Annotated in this window: 15 protein-coding genes and 4 pseudogenes; 13 read left to right on the forward strand and 6 right to left on the reverse strand. The window is 68.7% G+C overall.

Annotated features, from left to right (window positions below; translation table 11 throughout):
- The first annotated feature begins 189 nt into the window (after positions 1-189).
- The 4 genes and pseudogenes from ACIBJB_RS24155 (at position 190) to ACIBJB_RS24170 (ending at position 2,459) form a co-directional block, all read left to right on the forward strand.
- Complete coding sequence (locus tag ACIBJB_RS24155) at positions 190-543, forward strand: hypothetical protein (protein WP_398933183.1); 354 nt, start codon at positions 190-192, stop codon at positions 541-543.
- Between the two features lie 773 nt (positions 544-1,316).
- Positions 1,317-1,562 (forward strand): annotated as a pseudogene (locus ACIBJB_RS24160) (transposase); the annotation flags it as partial.
- A gap of 255 nt (positions 1,563-1,817) precedes the next feature.
- Complete coding sequence (locus ACIBJB_RS24165; protein ID WP_398933184.1) at positions 1,818-1,940, forward strand: hypothetical protein; 123 nt, start codon at positions 1,818-1,820, stop codon at positions 1,938-1,940.
- A pseudogene (locus ACIBJB_RS24170) lies at positions 1,937-2,459 on the forward strand (GNAT family N-acetyltransferase). The gene ACIBJB_RS24165 and the pseudogene ACIBJB_RS24170 overlap by 4 nt, the downstream one beginning before the upstream one ends.
- A gap of 576 nt (positions 2,460-3,035) precedes the next feature.
- Here ACIBJB_RS24170 and ACIBJB_RS24175 read toward each other — a convergent pair.
- Complete coding sequence (locus tag ACIBJB_RS24175) at positions 3,036-3,689, reverse strand: TetR/AcrR family transcriptional regulator (RefSeq protein WP_398933185.1); 654 nt, start codon at positions 3,687-3,689, stop codon at positions 3,036-3,038.
- Between the two features lie 143 nt (positions 3,690-3,832).
- Between ACIBJB_RS24175 and ACIBJB_RS24180 the strand changes: the two genes are divergently transcribed.
- Positions 3,833-4,582, forward strand: coding sequence for an NADPH-dependent F420 reductase (locus tag ACIBJB_RS24180; RefSeq protein WP_398933186.1), 750 nt, complete (start codon positions 3,833-3,835; stop codon positions 4,580-4,582).
- 152 nt (positions 4,583-4,734) lie between these two features.
- A complete protein-coding gene (locus ACIBJB_RS24185) occupies positions 4,735-5,127 on the forward strand; it encodes a nuclear transport factor 2 family protein (RefSeq protein ID WP_398933187.1) in 393 nt (130 codons plus the stop codon).
- A gap of 10 nt (positions 5,128-5,137) precedes the next feature.
- On the opposite strand, the pseudogene ACIBJB_RS24190 reads toward ACIBJB_RS24185, so the two are convergent.
- Positions 5,138-5,635: pseudogene (locus ACIBJB_RS24190) on the reverse strand (IS5 family transposase); the annotation flags it as partial.
- Positions 5,636-5,710: 75 nt separating this feature from the next.
- Between ACIBJB_RS24190 and ACIBJB_RS24195 the strand changes: the two are divergent.
- The 3 genes from ACIBJB_RS24195 (at position 5,711) to ACIBJB_RS24205 (ending at position 8,955) form a co-directional block, all read left to right on the forward strand.
- Complete coding sequence (locus tag ACIBJB_RS24195; RefSeq protein WP_398933188.1) at positions 5,711-6,649, forward strand: alpha/beta fold hydrolase; 939 nt, start codon at positions 5,711-5,713, stop codon at positions 6,647-6,649.
- Positions 6,650-7,090: 441 nt separating this feature from the next.
- On the forward strand, positions 7,091-7,327 hold the full coding sequence (locus tag ACIBJB_RS24200) for a hypothetical protein (protein WP_398933189.1): 237 nt from the start codon (positions 7,091-7,093) through the stop codon (positions 7,325-7,327).
- A gap of 464 nt (positions 7,328-7,791) precedes the next feature.
- Positions 7,792-8,955: a serine hydrolase domain-containing protein gene (locus tag ACIBJB_RS24205; RefSeq protein WP_398933190.1), complete on the forward strand. Its 1,164-nt coding sequence runs from the start codon at positions 7,792-7,794 to the stop codon at positions 8,953-8,955.
- Positions 8,956-9,975: 1,020 nt separating this feature from the next.
- Here ACIBJB_RS24205 and ACIBJB_RS24210 read toward each other — a convergent pair.
- A complete protein-coding gene (locus tag ACIBJB_RS24210) occupies positions 9,976-10,584 on the reverse strand; it encodes a hypothetical protein (protein WP_398933191.1) in 609 nt (202 codons plus the stop codon).
- Positions 10,585-10,828: 244 nt separating this feature from the next.
- The gene (locus ACIBJB_RS24215; protein WP_398933192.1) at positions 10,829-11,992 is read right to left on the reverse strand and encodes a DUF1996 domain-containing protein; all 1,164 of its coding nucleotides are present in this window, start codon (positions 11,990-11,992) and stop codon (positions 10,829-10,831) included.
- 161 nt (positions 11,993-12,153) lie between these two features.
- Between ACIBJB_RS24215 and ACIBJB_RS24220 the strand changes: the two genes are divergently transcribed.
- From ACIBJB_RS24220 to ACIBJB_RS24235, 4 genes and pseudogenes are all read left to right on the forward strand, one after another.
- A complete protein-coding gene (locus ACIBJB_RS24220; RefSeq protein WP_398933193.1) occupies positions 12,154-13,149 on the forward strand; it encodes an NAD-dependent epimerase/dehydratase family protein in 996 nt (331 codons plus the stop codon).
- Positions 13,150-13,386: 237 nt separating this feature from the next.
- Complete coding sequence (locus tag ACIBJB_RS24225) at positions 13,387-14,112, forward strand: glycosyltransferase family 2 protein (RefSeq protein WP_398933194.1); 726 nt, start codon at positions 13,387-13,389, stop codon at positions 14,110-14,112.
- On the forward strand, positions 14,109-14,726 hold the full coding sequence (locus tag ACIBJB_RS24230; RefSeq protein ID WP_398933195.1) for a DUF2064 domain-containing protein: 618 nt from the start codon (positions 14,109-14,111) through the stop codon (positions 14,724-14,726). Before ACIBJB_RS24225 ends, ACIBJB_RS24230 begins: the two co-directional genes overlap by 4 nt.
- A 209-nt stretch (positions 14,727-14,935) precedes the next feature.
- Positions 14,936-15,214 (forward strand): annotated as a pseudogene (locus tag ACIBJB_RS24235) (class I SAM-dependent methyltransferase); the annotation flags it as partial.
- Positions 15,215-15,402: 188 nt separating this feature from the next.
- On the opposite strand, the gene ACIBJB_RS24240 reads toward ACIBJB_RS24235, so the two are convergent.
- A complete protein-coding gene (locus ACIBJB_RS24240; RefSeq protein WP_398933196.1) occupies positions 15,403-15,903 on the reverse strand; it encodes a hypothetical protein in 501 nt (166 codons plus the stop codon).
- The gene (locus tag ACIBJB_RS24245) at positions 15,903-17,135 is read right to left on the reverse strand and encodes a molybdopterin-dependent oxidoreductase (RefSeq protein ID WP_398933197.1); all 1,233 of its coding nucleotides are present in this window, start codon (positions 17,133-17,135) and stop codon (positions 15,903-15,905) included. The genes ACIBJB_RS24240 and ACIBJB_RS24245 overlap by 1 nt, the downstream gene beginning before the upstream one ends.
- Positions 17,136-17,188: the final 53 nt, after the last annotated feature.

Consider the following 17,188-nt stretch of genomic DNA (forward strand, 5'->3'; position numbering starts at 1 on the left):
GCACCCCGACGCCCAAACAATTGGGTAATTGCCCGAATAGGCAACCATATTTGGGTCATCGCGGACGACGGTGTAACACGGCAGCGCATGCCGAACGCTGAACCAGGAAGAAGCGGGGCGCCGAACCGGTCTGAATTCCGGCACCTGGAGCGAGCGCCCCGGCATGGCACTACGTCGATCGGACTTCCTGTGAGCAACTTCGACCCGGTTCCCGGATATCAGACGTACCAGCAGTCCTCCGACCCGGAACGCTCCGCGCGCCGCCAGGTCGCCACGCGGCGCACGGCTCTCACTGTCTGCACGGTCGCCGACATCGCGGCAGGTCTGCTGGGTCTGTGGATCCTGCTGTTCCTGCTCCACGCGAACTCGGCGAATGTGTTCGTCGAGTTCGTACGGGGAACGGCGAACTGGCTGGCCTGGTGGTCGCAGGACATTTTCACCATGGACACAGAGGGTCTACGTGTTGTCCTCAATTATGGTCTCCCGGCTGTCATGTATTTGCTGATCGGCCATGGGATTTCCGCCCGGCTCAACCGAGCCTGACAGCGGACCGGCCTGTACCGAAGTCCGTCATGCCGAAGGGTTGACTGTGACACGCACCTCCACCGAAAACGATCGCCTGCCGATCTATGAGGACCTGGTACGCGAACGCGGTGACGCCATCGCCGAAGCTCAATTGGCGGCCGATCGCACGCAGCATCAGGCAGCGGAACTACTGGCCGGACGGGATACGCCCCAGCAAGTCCACCGCGGCGACAACAGAGCCGCTGCGGGCGGTCAGCCACAGGGGCGCGGATCAGTGCCGTAGCAGAACTCGGCGAGGACACAGCCGCCTGCCCCGCCTCACTCAAAGAAGCCGCACCCCGGTGCTGTCCTGCCGGTGCCGAGCCCCGCCACGTGGTGAGGCGGGAGAAGCCCGCCAGATGGACGTACCACCGTGATCGTTCGCCTCGCAGGGGGGCCGCTCGCCGGGATCGTGCTCCGGCGACCGGCATCGTCATGGCGGAGATCCGGGCAACCTCCCCACACAGCCAGTAGCACCCCGAGTACTGCGAGACGTGTCCTCTGAAACGGCCATCGTCGAGCAGTGAATGGAGCTGAGTGAGGAGCAGGTGGCCACCTTGCAGGACCTTCTCCGCGAGGGTCGTGATCCGCACATGGAAGTGACCCGTGTGATCACATTCGCGTTCGGTTGAGTCCAGGGAAGTGGTGTACGGGTTCTGAACGGCCACCGGCTGATCTTCGAGGTGTCGAAGCCCGAAGGGAATCAGCACGATGACCGCACCCGACAGTCTGCCCCTGCACGCCTCACCGAAGACAACCTCACCGCGGCGAGTCCCGATCTGCTGCGCGCGATGGTCAAGACGTTCGCCGAGTTCCCGCGCGAGATCTGGCGGCAGATCCGGTCGAACACCCCGTAGGAACGGCTCAACTAGGAGATCCGCCACCGCACCGACGTGGTCGGCATCTTCCCCGACCGCACCGCCCTGATCCGCCTGGCCGGCGCGGTGCCTGCCGAGCAGAACGACGTGCCCTTGTGCTTACGGTGGCGTCGCGGCAGGTAGATCAGTCGTGACGTCTCGCTCGGTCGAACTCGATCGGGTACAACACCGCGTCACGCGCAAGGTTCGGCCGCCAGGCCGACCTCGGGGTTTCCCTGGGTACCTCCCGGAGGCCGAGGCCCTGAGCAACTCCATAGCGTGTCGCTGTACGGCCGGACGAGCTGGCCGGAGCAGGGAGCCGTAGGCACGACACGCCGCACGCACGACAAGCGGTGTGCAAGACACCTGACACGTAAGGCCAAGGGGGAAACCGTCATGGCACTCTCCGATCTCATCAACCCGGTGGTCGCGGACGAACTCGCCAAATTCACCGGCAAGGCAGGCAAGGCCGCCGGGATCAACGAAGGCACTGTCCGGTGCGAAATACTCTCCCGATGAGTTCTCGCACTTCCCCGATCAGCCGGCCGATCACGATACGGAGGGCAGTCGCGCGGGATGCCAAACGGCTCACGCTGCTCGTGCGTGGCTCAGGCGCCTACGAGGGTAAGTACGCAGCTGCAGTCGCGGGCTACCGGGGTCGGTCCTGATTACATCGAGGCCCACCGCGCCTTCGTGGCCGTCGGCGCCGACATGCATGCAGGCCGGGTCTTCGGGTTCTACTCGCTCGTCCTCGCTCCACCGGAGCTCGACCTGCTGTTCGTCGCCGACGAAGCGCAGAGACGGGGTATCGGACGGCTACTCGTCGCGCACATGCAGTCCGAGGCCCGTGCCGCCGGGCTCGACCGTGTCAAGGTCGTGTCGCATCTTCCCGCCGAGGACTTCTACCACCGCGTGGGTGCGGTGCGGACCGGGACCGCGCTCGCGAACCCGCCCGCCGTGCCGTGGGACCGTCCCGAGTGCGGGGCCGAGACGGTGACGCTTTCGGTTGCCTGCTGCTTCGATACCAGGCGCTCATGAAGGGCCTACCGTAATCAGCCGTACGTCTCTGCGCTGTTGGCGGTCAGCGTTATGCGCGCTGCCCATCTCTGCAGCGAGGACCACGGGGTCGTTGTCTTTCGGACCATCGCCTGACCCCCACGCTCCGGAGGTATCCCGCGGCAACAAGGGCTTCCCCAATGGAGGCTCTTCTGGGTGAAGCATTCGTCAGGCCGCTCGCGGGTCCGTCTCGAACGCCGGACCCGCCCGGTGGGCTGCGCCGGCCGTCGGCACGTTTTGATCGAACGACCCACGCAAGGCCCGCATCCGCGAGGAACCTCATGAGCTTCTCTGTCGCTCGGAGGCGGTAGCGACCGTACTCGAGCAGACCAGCCGGGCAACTCCACAGGAAGAGGCGGCTGGCGGGGGAGGAAGTCCCGTCTGGCTTCGTAGATGACGGTTGGTCAGTGGGAGGCGTTTGTTGCTGACTTCGGATGGCGGTTGGCGGCTTGAGGGCCCGTGAAGTCGATGAGGTTTGAAGTCGCTCAGAAGCTGTCCCATACCACCTCGGTCGGTGATGTCCTGTGAGGATCGGCCTCGGGGAGCATCGCGTCGCCCCTACCGGATCGCCGGCAGCAAGGAGTCGTGGACGAGTGCCGGGGGTAGGGGCCCGGTGCCGGTGGCGCACATGCCGTCGAAGGTGAGCCGCAGGTAGCGTCGCCAGGCCGACGGGTCGGCAGCCAGCAGGGGTGCGGCGGTGTAGTACACGCCGCAGATCAGCAGCATCACGTCCTGCCCGTTCAGGTCCGCACGGAGTGAGCCGTCGCGTTGCGCCCGCCGCGCCAGTGACTCGGCTGTGGCGATCAGCTGCTCCTGTCCGGCCTGGATCTCCGGGTGCCGAACATCCGACACCATACGGACTGCCTCCGCCAGCGCCCGGTTGTTTGCGTAGAGATCGACGCCCGCGCTCATGAACTGCAGCAGGGCGGCGTCCGCGTCGGCCTGCTCGGCCTGCCGGCGGCCCACTGCCACCAGCCCGTCGATTGCCTCGCTGATGATCGCGGCGAACAGGTCCTCCTTGGTGGGGAAATGCCGGAAGACGGTGCCCTTCCCGATACCGGCTCGTGCCGCGATCTGCGCGATGGACGCGTCCGCGCCGTGCTCGGCGAACACCTCCGCGGCAGCCTTCAACAGCGCCTTGCGCGTCCGCACCGCGTCGGCTCTCATCCGTCGCGCGGGCGGCGCTGCAGCAGCTTCTTCTTCAGTGTTCATGGGTCCACTCTACGCAACATGACCGGACGGTCCGGTTAGGTGGTACGGTAGTTAACATGACCAGCCGGTCCGGTTACGGTTCGTGGCTGTGGCCGGTCCGGCATTTCCGCATCCCACCGCCTCCCCTTGGAGAACAGAGCACCATGAGCAAGACACTTGCCTTCATCGGCAGTGGCAACGTCGGCGGCACCTTGGCCCGCCTTGCTGTCGCCGCCGGCCTGGACGTCGTCCTGAGCAACTCCCGCGGCCCCGAGTCCCTCGCCGGTCTCGTCGCCGAACTCGGCCCCCGCGCCCGGGCGGCCACTGTCGCCGAGGCCGCCGAGGCCGGGGACCTGGTCGTGGTGTCCATCCCGCTGAGCGCCTACGAGCAGATCCCGGCCCAGCCGCTGGCGGGCAAGATCGTGATCGACACGCTGAACTACTATCCGGAGCGCGACGGCCGCATCGCCGAGCTGGACGCGAACGAGCTGACGAGCAGCAAGCTGGTGCAGCGCCACCTGGCCGACTCCCGTGTGGTCAAGGCGGCCAGCAACATCGTCGTCAGCCAGCTGTTCAGCCTGGCCCGCCCCTCGGGCGCGCCGGACCGCAGTGCCATGCCGATCGCCGGCGACGATGCCGCCGCCAAGGCGCAGGTCGTGGAGTTGCTCGACCTCCTCGGCTACGACGCGGTGGACATCGGCACGCTCGCCGACAGCTGGCGCAGCGAACCAGGCACGCCCCTCTACTGCAAGCCCTACTTCGGGGAAGTGCCCAAGGACGTGAGCTTGGACAAGACGATGGAATGGATCTTCCAGGCCCCGGGCGTTCCGGTACCTGCCGACCGCGTGAGGGAACTGACCGCCACGGTTGTCCGGCCCGCGGGCGGCGGCTTCTCGATCGCCGACTGGAGGTGAGTGGAGAGCATCGCGGAAGAGGTGGAACCGGAACTCCTGCCCGGGTCCGCACACCGACCCACCGCGATGGTTCCGTTCCGCCGGCGGGGAGACAGACGCCTGCGGCTGCTGCCCCGGCCTGATCCAGCAACGCACACAATGGAGAGCCGAACGTGAAACCCACGAATGAGGACACTGCCGAAATCGGCAGGGTCGTGGCGCTGTGGGCGCACCTCATGGACGACCATGAACTGGACCGTCTCGGCGAATGCCTCACCGACGACGCGGTGTGGGACGGCAGCGTCTTCGGCGGCGACCCGGTCGTCGGGCTGGACGCGATCGCGGCCTTCATGAACGCCCCCGGACACGCGAAAGCGCACCACACGACGAACATCGTCGTGTCGGAGGGCCCGGGCGACGAGGTGCGGGCCCGGTCCAAAGGTCTGAGCCTGCTGGAGGGCGGCGGTGTCGCCAGCGTCGTCTACGCCGACGACCTGCGACGCACCGATGACGGCTGGCGCATTTCCCGGCGGGTCATCCATCTCACGTGGCCACATCGCTTCTAGGGATGCTTTCGTCGTGGCGGTGACCGCCGGTCAGCGCCACCCACAGCGGAGTGCCGCGGGCATCGGTCAGCACGTGATGCTTCGAGCCCGGCCGCCCGCGGTCAACCGGGCTCGGACCGACTGTCGGGCTGCTTCGCCCCCGCTTGGCCTGCACATGAGAGGCGTCGATGGTGGCGCGGGAGAAGTCGAGACGGTCCGCCGCCCGCAACCCGTCCAGCAGCACCCGCTGGAGCTCCTCCCACACTCCGGCCTCCCGCCACTCGGCCAGCCGCCGTCAGCAGGTAGGACCGGAACCGAACCCCAACTCCTGCGGCAAGAACTCCCACTGGACACCTGTGTACAGGACGAACAGCACACCCTGGAGCGTCCTGCGGTCATCGACCCGCTTACGCCCCGGGTACCGGAACCGCCGCTCACGCTTCGGCAGCAGCGGCTCGATCACCACCCACAACCCGTCACCGACCTCCCACGGCTTCCGCCGCGGCTGGTCACACCCCCCAGAAAACACGGGATCACGTACATCTCCACCGTGCGACAACACGATCTTCCTGCAAGGACCCCTAAAAAAGGACGTAACACCGCCATGAACGCTTTCACCACCGCCGTAGCCGTCGGGTCGGAAGAACCGCTCAGCCCCGGCTACGACACGGCGACCAAGGACGACGCCGAGTTCAACAAGCTCTTCCGGCACGGCTTCACCACCATCGACGACGTGCAGATGCACTACGTCATCGGCGGCGACGGCCCGCAGGTCATGGTGCTGCTGCACGGCTGGCCGCAAAGCTGGTACGAGTACCGCCCGATCATGCCCTCACTGCTGCCCGGCCGCACCGTCATCGCCATCGACCTGCCGGGCCTGGGCGACTCGACCGGCAACCCGCCCTCCATGACCAAGACGGTCCTGGCCACCTACGTCCACAAGCTGCTCAACCACCTCGGCCACCACGAGAACGTACAGGTCGTCGCCCACGACCACGGCCTCAACGTCGCCTACCCGCTGGCCGCCCAGTACCGCGACCAGGTGGCGGGCCTGTTCCTCATGGACGCCGCCCTCGTCGGCAAGAACCTGAAGTTCGCCACCCTCGAATCGATGTTCTGGCACTTCTCCTTCTTCCTGCAGAATCCGCTCGCCGAGGAACTGGTCACCGGCCGGGTCGAAACCTTCCTCACCTACTTCTTCCAGAGTGTGAAGACCGCCGGCGAGAACGTCTCCGACGACGAACTCGCCGAGTTCGTCCGGGTGTACTCCCGCCCCCAGGTCCTGCACGCCGGCTTCGGGCTCTACCGGACCCTGACCCAGGACGAGGCCGACAACACCACACTCCAGGACACCCCGCTGACCATCCCGGTCCACCTGATCACCCAGGCCGGCCTCGCCGACGCGTTCCTGCCGCCCCTCCAGGACGCCGCCCCCCACGCCACCTCCGCCGTCGTCCCCGGGGCCGGACACTTCCTCCTTCACGAAGCACCCGACCGCGTCCTGGCCGAGATCAACGCCTTCTACCCCAACCCCACCCCCTGACCAAAAAGCACCACACGACCACACGACGTCCAAACCCTCCGATGCCAGAACTCGCGCGTCCTGAACGGCGACCTAAAGCCGGCACACCGAGGCCAACGTAAACGGCGCCTGACGACGTCTCAGCCGGATCACACCTGCCGGCATCCGCGTACGAGTGGAACCGCACCCCGGTCGCGGAACACGTCGAGTTACAGTCCGCGAGCGGTGGGACGGGCGTGGCGCCCGCGCTCGTCGGCGGCGCACGATCCTGCCGGTCCGGCACGGTGAGCTGTCCGGTCCGTCCCTGGGTGCCACGCTGGCATTCTGGCGGTTCCTGTTCGCCTTCGGGCGCACGGCGGCCCCGTGTCGGGGAGGCATGGGTCGGGGTCCGCCGCCAGGACGCGATCTGGATTGCGAGGGGGTGGCGAGTTGCGCTTGGCCAATGTTGGCAGGGCTCTGTTCATGGCCGTGTGGATCGATGCCCTGAACGTTTGGGAGAGCGGCATTCACGCGCGGGGGCTGGTGATCGGTGGAGTCGGTACCTTCGTCCTCGGGCTCCTGATGTTCGAAGGTTTCGAGTGGCGGGACCGCCGTCGCGAGACCAGCATGCCGGGCCCGCCACCGTCGCTTCCCCCGGTTGGCGCAGGATCCGGTCAGGGCAGCAGCATTGGTGGCAACGGCACGAAGGCGGATGGCTGACCGCAGGCGGGCACGGTCGCAGTCGGTGGGATTCGTGGGCAGGCCGTTGCGGTGGCGCACGCTGTGGTCGATGGTCGTCGTTGGGCCGGGCTGGTCCGGTATGTGGCCCTGGGGGCGATCTGCGAGGGGTGAGCGGTGCATCGCGTCTCGCCCAACCTTCAATGAGAATCGCTTAGCCTTCGAGGTGACAGGTCATGCGACCACGGCTGATCAGCGGGTGTTACAACGCTACGCGGGCCACCGACGCAATTCGCTGACCTGCTGAGATTCAGCTTGCCTCGCGTCGAGATCCCGCGTTGAAGCCCGGAGATTCCCTGGGACTTTTCGTATCGTTCCTGGTCATCCGCATGCCAGCGGGGGCCGGGGGGTTTGCCCCATGGGCTTCGGCGGGTCAGCCCCATCGTGGGGGCGGCAGGGGAGTCCTAGCGTGGGTGTCCGATGTCCAACGCAGAGGGAGACTCGGTATGCGTGTATGGACCTGCCGCCGAACCGCCGCCTTGTCGGCCGCCACCGTGCTGGCCGGAATCGTGTTGGCCTCGGGCCCGGCGGAGGCGTCCCAGGCAGGAGGGCTGCATGCTCAGGTGGACTCGGTGCAGCGGACCGGGACGGTCGGGGTGCTGGCCGAAGTGGCCGGACGGAACGCACGCGAGCAGGCCACGGCCGGACTCTCGAATATCGCCGCGGGCACGCCCGCGGCGATAGGCGACCGGTTCCGAATCGGCAGCGCGACCAAGACATTCACCGCCACGGTGCTGCTCCAACTCGTCGGCGACGGGCAGCTCACCCTTGACGACACGGTCGAGCGGTGGTTGCCCGGAGTGGTTGACGGCAACGGCAACGACGGCTCCCGGATCACTGTGAGGCAGCTGCTGCAGCAGACCAGCGGACTGTTCAACTACACGTCGGACTTCCCGGAGATGGACACCAAGGAGAACTTCCTCGCCCAGCGGTACACCACCTGGACCAGCCGGCAGCTCGTGGCCACCGCCATGCGCCATGCTCCGGACTTCGCTCCCGGAACCAGGTGGGAGTATTCCAATACCAACTACATTCTGGCCGGGATGATCATCGAACGGATCACCGGGCGGAGCTGGCAGGACGAGGTCGAGCAACGGATCATCGCGCCACTGGGCCTGCACCGCACCCTCGCGCCAGACACGTCGCCGCGCGTCCCTGGACCGCACCTGCACGGCTACTCCAACTTCGGCTCGGGCGACGCGATCGACACAACGGCGTTCAACCCGACCGCGGCCGGTTCGGCCGGGGCGATCGTCAGCACCACAGGTGACCTGATCCGCTTCTGGTCCGCACTGATCGGCGGCAGGCTGCTGCGCCCGGCCCAGCTCGCCCAAATGCAGTCAACCGTCCCCGCCCCGGCCCTGGCCGAGGAATGGCCCGGCGCCCGCTACGGCCTCGGCATGATGTGGATCCCGCTGACCTGCGGCGGCGGCTACTGGGGCCACGGCGGCGACATGCCCGGTTACACCACGCGTGACGGCTCCACCCCCGACGGGCACCGCACCGCGGTGGTGGCGGTCAGCGGCGACGGCACCCCGGACGGGCTGGCCACCGTACACGCGATGGACAGGCTCATCGACCACCAGCTCTGCGCCGCCAGGAACGGTTGACGGATCGTCGGCCAAACTCATTCCGTCACTTGATGCGCAGCATTTCGGCGGTTCCGCTACGCGCCGTCTGGACCGGTCACGTGTGCTGTCGCGGCCAGTCAGTGCGGCGGTGATGTCCAGCGGGGGACGTCGGCGGGGGGAGAGGTCGGGGCGGGTGCGGTGCAGGCGTGTGGGGTGGCGCCACCGGCCGGCAGGGTCGCGGGCGACGTCGACGCCGGCTTCCACGACCAGCTCGCCAGATCGGGCGGGAGCCCCTTGCAGACGCCGACAAGATCATTTCTCTCCTAAGTATGGCAAACGAGGAAGCACCAGTCCCAGGCCGTCAACGGCCCGGTGTAGCCGGCCCGCCGGAGCCCGAGGCGCAGTGGAGTTCCGCGTCCTTCAGCGCGACTGCCGGGGTGTTGGCTACCGTCTGCACCACCACTCAGTCGGTGGCCGTTACAGCGGTGGCTGGCGTGGTGGCAGCCGTGGTGAGTTGGCCCGTGGGCCACCGGCTGCGCCGCCGCAGTCGGCGCGGTTCAACAGCACGAAGGGGGACGCGCGTTGAACCATGAGGATTCTCGGATTTCTTCCGGCGGGAGTATTCCGGCCTGGTGCGGCACGTGGTCGACCTCCGCCTCGACAACGGGGCGGTGGGTCTGCGGCACGAACGCCTGCGGAGGGCCGCGGCCCTCCTCGACACGGATCTCCGAGCGCCGCTGGAGGATGTAGGCGCGGACCATCGAATACGTCACTCGAAGACTCGTTTGACGGTGTGCCGGTGCTTGTGCGGCGCGTCCAGATCGATCGTCGCCTTGAACGGTCCAGGCGCGAGATCCGGGGCGGAAGCTGCTTGCGTGGCGCCAGCCACACGGGCTCCAGTGCCAGCGCCACAGTCCTGCGGCTCATCCCGTATTTGGAAGACAAAGCCCTGCTGGACAGCCCTTCGGCCCGAGCGTCATGGCGTATCGACGCGTACAACCCGACCTAAACCCACCCACCGTTGGCCTCACAACTGACCTACAGAGCCACCCGTCCCGCTCAGGCGCGGCGCGGAACGGATTCGCTCCTTGTGGTCCCGGCGGCGAGCAGAGCGAAGCCCAGTGCGAAACCGAGCATGGTCCATACGCCGCGGGGCCAGAAGATGTGGCTGTCTGTGAAGGACCAGCCGGCCACCAGGAGAACCACCGTGCCGGGAACGACTCGCATCCCTTGTTTCGGGAAGAGCGCGACGGCTGTGGCCACGACAGCGACGATGAGGGCGTAGGCCCCGACCTGCCCGAGCGACTCACCCGCGTCGTAGAGCGGGTGCTTGATCGGCCCTATGTCCGCTGTCCCGGCAGCGTGCTCGACCGCGGTTCCCGCCGCGATACCGGCCACCGCGTCGAGACCGGTGTAGAAGGCCGCGTACGTGAACGCACTCGTCCAGGCCACCGCCGTGGCGAAGCCCGTGAGATCTGGTCGGGGGCGGTGCCACAGAGGTACGAGGAGGCCGAGCGTAAGCAGCGGGAAGACCGGCAGCAGCGCGATGTGCAACTGTGTCCAGTCCGTGGCCGTTGCCCTGGACAGACCATGCGGGTGTGCGGCGCCCGCCGCAGCCAGTACAAGGGGCGTGACAGTGACGAGCGTGATGTTTCGGATGGTCAACACGCTGTGATCGTAGGCGCGTTACGTCACTTGAGACGGCTGCGTAAGGGCTTCGTAAGATGTTGCGTGGTGCCGTGGAACGCTGGAAACCGTCCGCCGGGGTGATTCCCCTCCGACGCGGCGCCGGCCTCGCCGATCTGGCGGCGAGGCCAGAGCAGAGGACCTTCATGAGCCATCTGGACGGATGGCGTCTCCGGTCAACGGCCCCCGGCCCTGGGGCCGGGGAGTGGCGGCCCGGTCGGTCGGGTCAGCCGCAGCGGCGCCCCGAGTTGATGCAGGAGACCGCCTGCTTCATGAGCTGGCCGGTCATCATCATGTTGATGAAGTCGTTGTGGTCGGTGATGGCGTTGTGCTGCTGTCCCTGGAAGCCGTCGACGGCGAAGTTCGGTGCCGCAGGGGCCTTGTAGGTGAGCCGCATCGTCAGCTGCGGGATGGCCTTGAAGCCGCTTGCGCAGTTGCCGCCTGCGTCGGCGAAGGCGACGTGGCTGCGGTGGTCGGCGCTGTCGACGTTGCGGCCGTCCCAGCAACTCTGGAAGGCGAAGCTGCGCACCACCTTGCTGCCGCTGGGACAGATCGGGTACTTGTCGGTGAGCTGGACCTTGTTCTCGAAGCCGGTGCAGCTCCAGTGGGCGTTGGCGTTCTTGGTCCCGTTGGTGAACGCCTTGGCGTCACCGGTGATGATCCGCAGGAAGCGGGGCATCGCCACGACCTTGCCGGTGGGGCTGCCCTGGTAGGTGATCGTGACGGTCGCGGGCACCAGGATGGCTCCCTTGTTGACTTCGGCGCCGCCGCCGAGAGCGTTGGCGTCGGGACCCTGACGGGTGGTGTCCCGCAGGACAGGCCAGTAGTACGCGGACTGGTCGCCGTTGGTGCATGAGGTGCCCTGGGCGCTCAGGGACTCGTTGGTCGAGTTGAAGTCCACCTTCCGGTTGCCCACGTAGTCGTGGACGTGGTGGGCGCCGTTGCTGACACCGGGAGCCACGATGTCGTTGTCCGAGTTGTGCTGGCCCTGCTTGTTGACTCCGCATCGGGAGGTGAAGGCTCCGGTCGAGGCGCCGGCCTGCCTGCGGACCTTGGGTACGTTCGGGGCCACCTTGGTGATGTCCACGAAGTCGGCCGCGGTGGGCCCGTCGTTGCTCTGTCCTGCGGCTCCGGAGCCGTTTCCTTGCTGTCCGGTGTTGCCTCCGTCACCCTGGGCGCCGCCGGGGCTCTGGCTCGCGGCCCCGGCCCCGGATGTCTGGGTCCCGGGTGCGTCGAGGCCGAGGTTGCAGACGGCGAGAGCATCCAGCCCTGTGGGGCTGGCGGCCGACCGTCCGATGGCGATGGCGATCCGGTCGATGGTCGCCTTCCTCTTGTCTGCCAGAGGGGCCGAGGACCGCGTTCTGTACGAAGTTCGGGCCCCCTTGCCCACGGGTGCCGGCCAGCCGCTGGTTGGCCTCCGCGGTCTGACGGGCCAGCAGTTGCAGGTTCCGGTCCACCTCGGCCTGTGCCTGTTGGGGGACGGCCGGCAGCTTGCCCTTCACGTCCGGACAGCTCTGCCGTGCGGGGTGCTCAAGCTCCTAGCGTTCGCTTATGCGAGTACTGGTCACCGGCGGAGCCGGGTTCATCGGGTGTCATGTCGTCGAAGCGCTGACCGCACGGGGGCACGAGGCGGTCGTGTTCGACCTTCGTGACGGCCAGGACGTACGCGACGCGGAGGCGGTCGCGGCCGCTCTGCCGGGCGTGGACGCCGTGTGCCATCAGGCGGCGATGGTGGGGCTTGGGAAGGGGTTCGGCGACGCGGTCGAGTACGTGTCGCGCAACAACCTCGGTACCGCGGTGCTGCTTTCCGCCATGGCCGACGCGGGGGTGGCGCGGCTCGTACTGGCCGGGTCGATGGTCGTGTACGGCGAGGGCTCGTACGGGTGTGAGCGGCACGGGACGGTACGACCCGGCCCCCGAGCCGTGGCCGATCTGGCCGCAGGGCGTTTCGAGCCCCGGTGCCCGCGGTGCGAGGAGCCGCTGACGCCGGGGCTGGTCGGCGAGGACGCTCCGGTCGATCCCCGGAACGTGTACGCGACGACCAAGCTGGCCCAGGAGCATCTGGCTTCGGCCTGGGCCCGGTCGACGGGCGGCTCGGCGGTTTCCCTGCGCTACCACAACGTGTACGGGCCGGGCATGCCACGCGACACCCCGTACGCGGGGGTCGCGTCCTTCTTCCGGTCCGCGCTGGCCCGCGGTGAGGCACCGCGTGTCTTCGAGGACGGCGGCCAGCGGCGGGACTTCGTGCACGTACGGGACGTGGCGGCGGCCAATGTGGCGGCGCTCGAGAACGAGTCCCCTGCCGGAGCGCTGGCGGCGTACAACACCGGCAGCGGGGAGCCCCACACGGTCGGCGAGATGGCGTGGGCGCTGGCGTCCGCGTACGGCGGGCCCGAGCCAGTGGTGACGGGGGAGTACCGCCTGGGGGACGTACGGCACATCACGGCCGACTCGTCGCGGTTGCGGGCCGAACTGGGCTGGAAGGCCGAGGTCGGCTTCGAGGAGGGCATGCGGGAGTTCGCGAGCGCAGGGCTGCGCGAGGAGTAGTACTCGACCGGGTCTGTCGTGGTCGCGGCGGAGGAGGCGGACGGCGCTCGGCCGACGCACCGGCTGTCGAGCGGCAGCTGGTCGCCGGGGTATACCGACTGCGTCGGCCGCACTTCGGTGCTCTGCTCCCTTCCTCGACGTCCGCGTTTCGTAAGAAGCCGAAGTCCCTTACATACCTTTTGTCTTCGTAGGGTAAAAGCCGTGACGACCTCTCCTGTAACGCGATCGGAAGCGGGGATGACCGCGGCGACTGTCGACGTGGTGCTCCCTTGTCTGAACGAGGCCGAGGCTCTGCCCTGGGTGCTCGCCCGTATCCCGCCCACATGGCGCGCGCTGGTGGTGGACAACGGATCCACGGACGGCTCGCCGGAACTGGCCCGCGACCTCGGTGCGACGGTCGTGCGTGAGACGCGCCGCGGCTTCGGCGCCGCCTGTCACGCCGGGCTGACCGCGGCCACCGCGGACATCGTGTGCTTCTGCGACTGCGACGCCTCCCTCGACCCGTCCCTGCTCGTGCCCTTCGTGCGCGAGGTGCGCGACGGTGAGGCCGACCTGGTGCTGGGGCGGCGCCGTCCGCAGGGCCGGGGCGCCTGGCCCGCGCACGCCCGGTTGGGCAACGTGGCGCTGGCACGGATGCTGCGCCGCCGCACGGGGCTGCGCCTGCACGACCTCGGCCCACTCCGTGCCGGCCGCCGGGAACAGTTGCTCGCCCTGGCACTCACGGACCGCCGCAGTGGCTACCCACTGCAGATGGTCGTGCGCGCGGCCGACGCCGGCTGGCGTGTCGTCGAGCACGACGTGCCCTACCTGCCGCGCACCGGTGCCTCCAAGGTCACCGGTACCTGGCGCGGAACCTGGCAGGCGGTACGGGACATGAGCCGCGTCCTGGCCGAACCACCGGTGCCCCCGGACGGGGCAGGTGCCGACTCATTCGCCGTACTCCCAGGAGGAACCGCTCAGTGACCACTCTCCTCGTCATCGCCAAGGAACCGCGGCCAGGACGGGTCAAGACCCGGCTCACCCCGCCGTTCACGCCTCGCGAAGCGGCGGCGCTCGCCGAGGCGGCACTCGTGGACACCCTGTGCGCGGTGGCGGCCACACCCGCCCGGCGCCGCGTGCTGGTACTCGACGGCGCTCCCGGACCCTGGCTGCCTCCCGGCTTCGACGTCGTCCCGCAGTGCGCGGGAGGTCTGGACGAGCGGCTGGCCGCCGCCTTCGCCGGCTGTGACGGACCCGCGCTGCTCATCGGCATGGACACCCCCCAGGTGACGCCCGCACTGCTCACCGTCGACTTCGCCGACTGCGACGCGTACTTCGGGCCGGCCGAGGACGGCGGCTTCTGGGCGCTGGGCCTCGCCCACCCGGACCCCGAGCTGCTGCGGGGTGTGCCGATGTCCACGCCCACGACGGGTGCCGTGCAGCGTGAACGGCTCGCCGTGGCGGGTCTGCGCGTACGCGAGCTGCCCCGTCTGCGAGACGTGGACACCGTCGGCGACGCGGAGGCGGTCGCCGCGGCTGTGCCGGAAAGCCGCTTCGCCGCCGAACTGGGGCGTCTCGGGGCGGCTGTCGGTCGATGAGCACCGCACATGAGATCGCGTCGCCGAGGGCGATCGCCATGGATCGCCTCGCGCCTGTTGCGGCGATGGGCGCCGCGCGCCCTTGGGCTGCCGACCCCTACTCCGAGGCCCTGGTCACCGGCCGGGGCCCGCTCTTCCTTCGTCGCGCCGACGGCTGGCTGCTGCCGCTGGAGGTGGAACGCTGGTGTGCCAGGGCCGACGCGGCGGACATGGATGTTCTGGAGCACTGCGAAGGCGCTGTACTCGATGTGGGGTGCGGTCCGGGGCGGCTCGTCGCCGAACTCGCCGCCCGGGGCCGGCGGGTGCTCGGCGTCGACGTGAGCGAAGCCGCCGTCGCCCGCACCGTGCGGCTCGGCGGCCAGGCTCTGCAACGCTCCGTCTTCGAGCCGCTCCCGGCCGAAGGGCGCTGGGACACGATCCTCCTCATCGACGGCAACATCGGCATCGGCGGCGACCCGACCGCCCTCCTCCGGCGGATGTCTCAACTCCTCAGCCAGAAAGGCCTGTTGATCACCGAAACGGTCCCGGACAGTGAGGTCGACGAACGCGTCACCGTCCACGTCGTGAGCATCACCGCCGGCGCTCACGGCACGGCCGGTCCGCCCTTCCCCTGGGCCCGTCTCGGCACATCGGCCCTGCTCCGGCTCGCGACACGCGCCGGCTGGCGCCCGGAGCGTCAGTGGACGAGCGGCGGCCGCTCCTTCGTGGCCCTGCGCAACCGCAGGGACCGCAGGGACCGCAGCAGGAGCATCACCGCCGAGCCGCCGAACAGCACCGCGGTGATCAAAAGCCAGCGAGAGAGGAATGCGTCGCCGGACAGGGTGGTGGCGGAGCTGTAGTGGTCGGCCACCTGCCCGCTGATCAGCGGAAACCAGATCAGCAGCAGCAGGCCGGAGAACGCCGCCGGGACGCGCACGTAGACCGTCCACTCCCGGCGGCCGACCACGCCCAGCCCCCGCGCGACGACCCGGTCCGCGCCCGCGTACAGGGGCAGCAACACCAGGTCGTGCACCAGTGCCGCGCCCACGAACCACAGCACGACAGAGAGCCAGTCGTCCGCGAGCAGTCGCACGCCCGCATACCCTGCCAGCGCGAACGAACAGGCCAGAAGCAGGAGTTGCAGCGGGCTGCCCACACGCGGGCGCACCACAAGCCGTCGCATCACACGTCGTCGCATCACAGGTCTCCGAACGTCATCCGTGCCACCCACTTGGTGTTGAGCACGCCGGGCGCCGCGGGGACGATGATCCGCGCCGGGTAGCCGTGGTCCGGGGTCAGCGGCTCGCCGTTGACGAACAGGGCGAGCAGGGAACGCGGGTCGCGCACCTGGTTGTCGCGCAGGGCGGCCCGGCGGAACGCCCCGTGCCGCTGGAGCGACTCCACCATGACGTCGGGCGCCGCGCCGCTCTCGAACCCGACGAGCGCCGCCAGATCCCGCAGGCGTACGCCCCGCCACCACTGGTCGGAGGTCGACCAGCCTTCCACGCACGCGATGGGCAGCGCCGCGCTGTACAGCGGGAGTTGCAGCAGCTCTGCCCGGCTCAGCCGGACCGTCCGCCCCTGCCCCTCGACGACCAGACGCCACGCCTCGTCACTCGTCTCCGTCATGCTGATCCCGCGCGACGCGGCCGTCTTGTTGATCTGGAAGCCGCCGGGTCCCGAACCCGGTTCGGGGCCGCCGTGCGGAGCGAGCAGAGCCGTTGCCCGCAGCGGTCCGTCGAAGCTCCGGCCCGCCGTCGTGGCCAGCAGGAGCAGGGAGCCGCCGCCGACGAAGGCGAGGGCGCCGCGGCGCGAGACGGTGGACGGTGCGGGGTTAGGGGAGACCAGCCCGCCCTCCTCGTCGCGCAGGTGACGCAGATTGCGTACCGCGGCCGGCACCCGCAGCACCGCGTGCGTCACGAACGCCGCGAAGAACACCCAGGCGCCGTAGAAGTGCAGCGGATAGAAGGAGCCGGGGAAGAGGTAGTCGAGCTGGACGTTCAGCACGCCCGTGGTGAACTCGAACAGCGCGCCCCCGACCAGCAGTAGCAGCGAGATCCGCTCCAGCGCATGCGCGAGCGATCGCACGGGCGGCAGGGTGAACAGTCTCGGCAGGACCGACCACAGCTTTGCCAGCAGTACGGGGATCAGCGCGATGCCCAGGGTGACGTGGACGCCCTGGGTGAGTCGGTAGAGCCAGGGCGGGTCGGTCGGCCAGGCGAAGAGGTAGAAGCCGAGCAGGCCCTTGTCCGGGGTCTTGTCGTTCACCGGCGACAGGCCAGGGTTGTAGGCGGCGTACGACACAAGGCCCGTGGTGAAGAGCACCGTGATCCCCACGAGCAGCACGATACCGAGCACGGAGGTGAACCAGGGGCTGCGCAGCGGACTGCGCCAGAAACCGGGGGAGGTGGGGAGTCGATGGTCGCGCATGTCCCGACCGTAGGCCGGTACGGACCGCGGACGGGGCCCACAACTCATGACGA

Origin of the sequence: Streptomyces sp. NPDC050759 (genome assembly GCF_044456945.1) — a bacterium.
Taxonomy (GTDB): domain Bacteria; phylum Actinomycetota; class Actinomycetes; order Streptomycetales; family Streptomycetaceae; genus Streptomyces.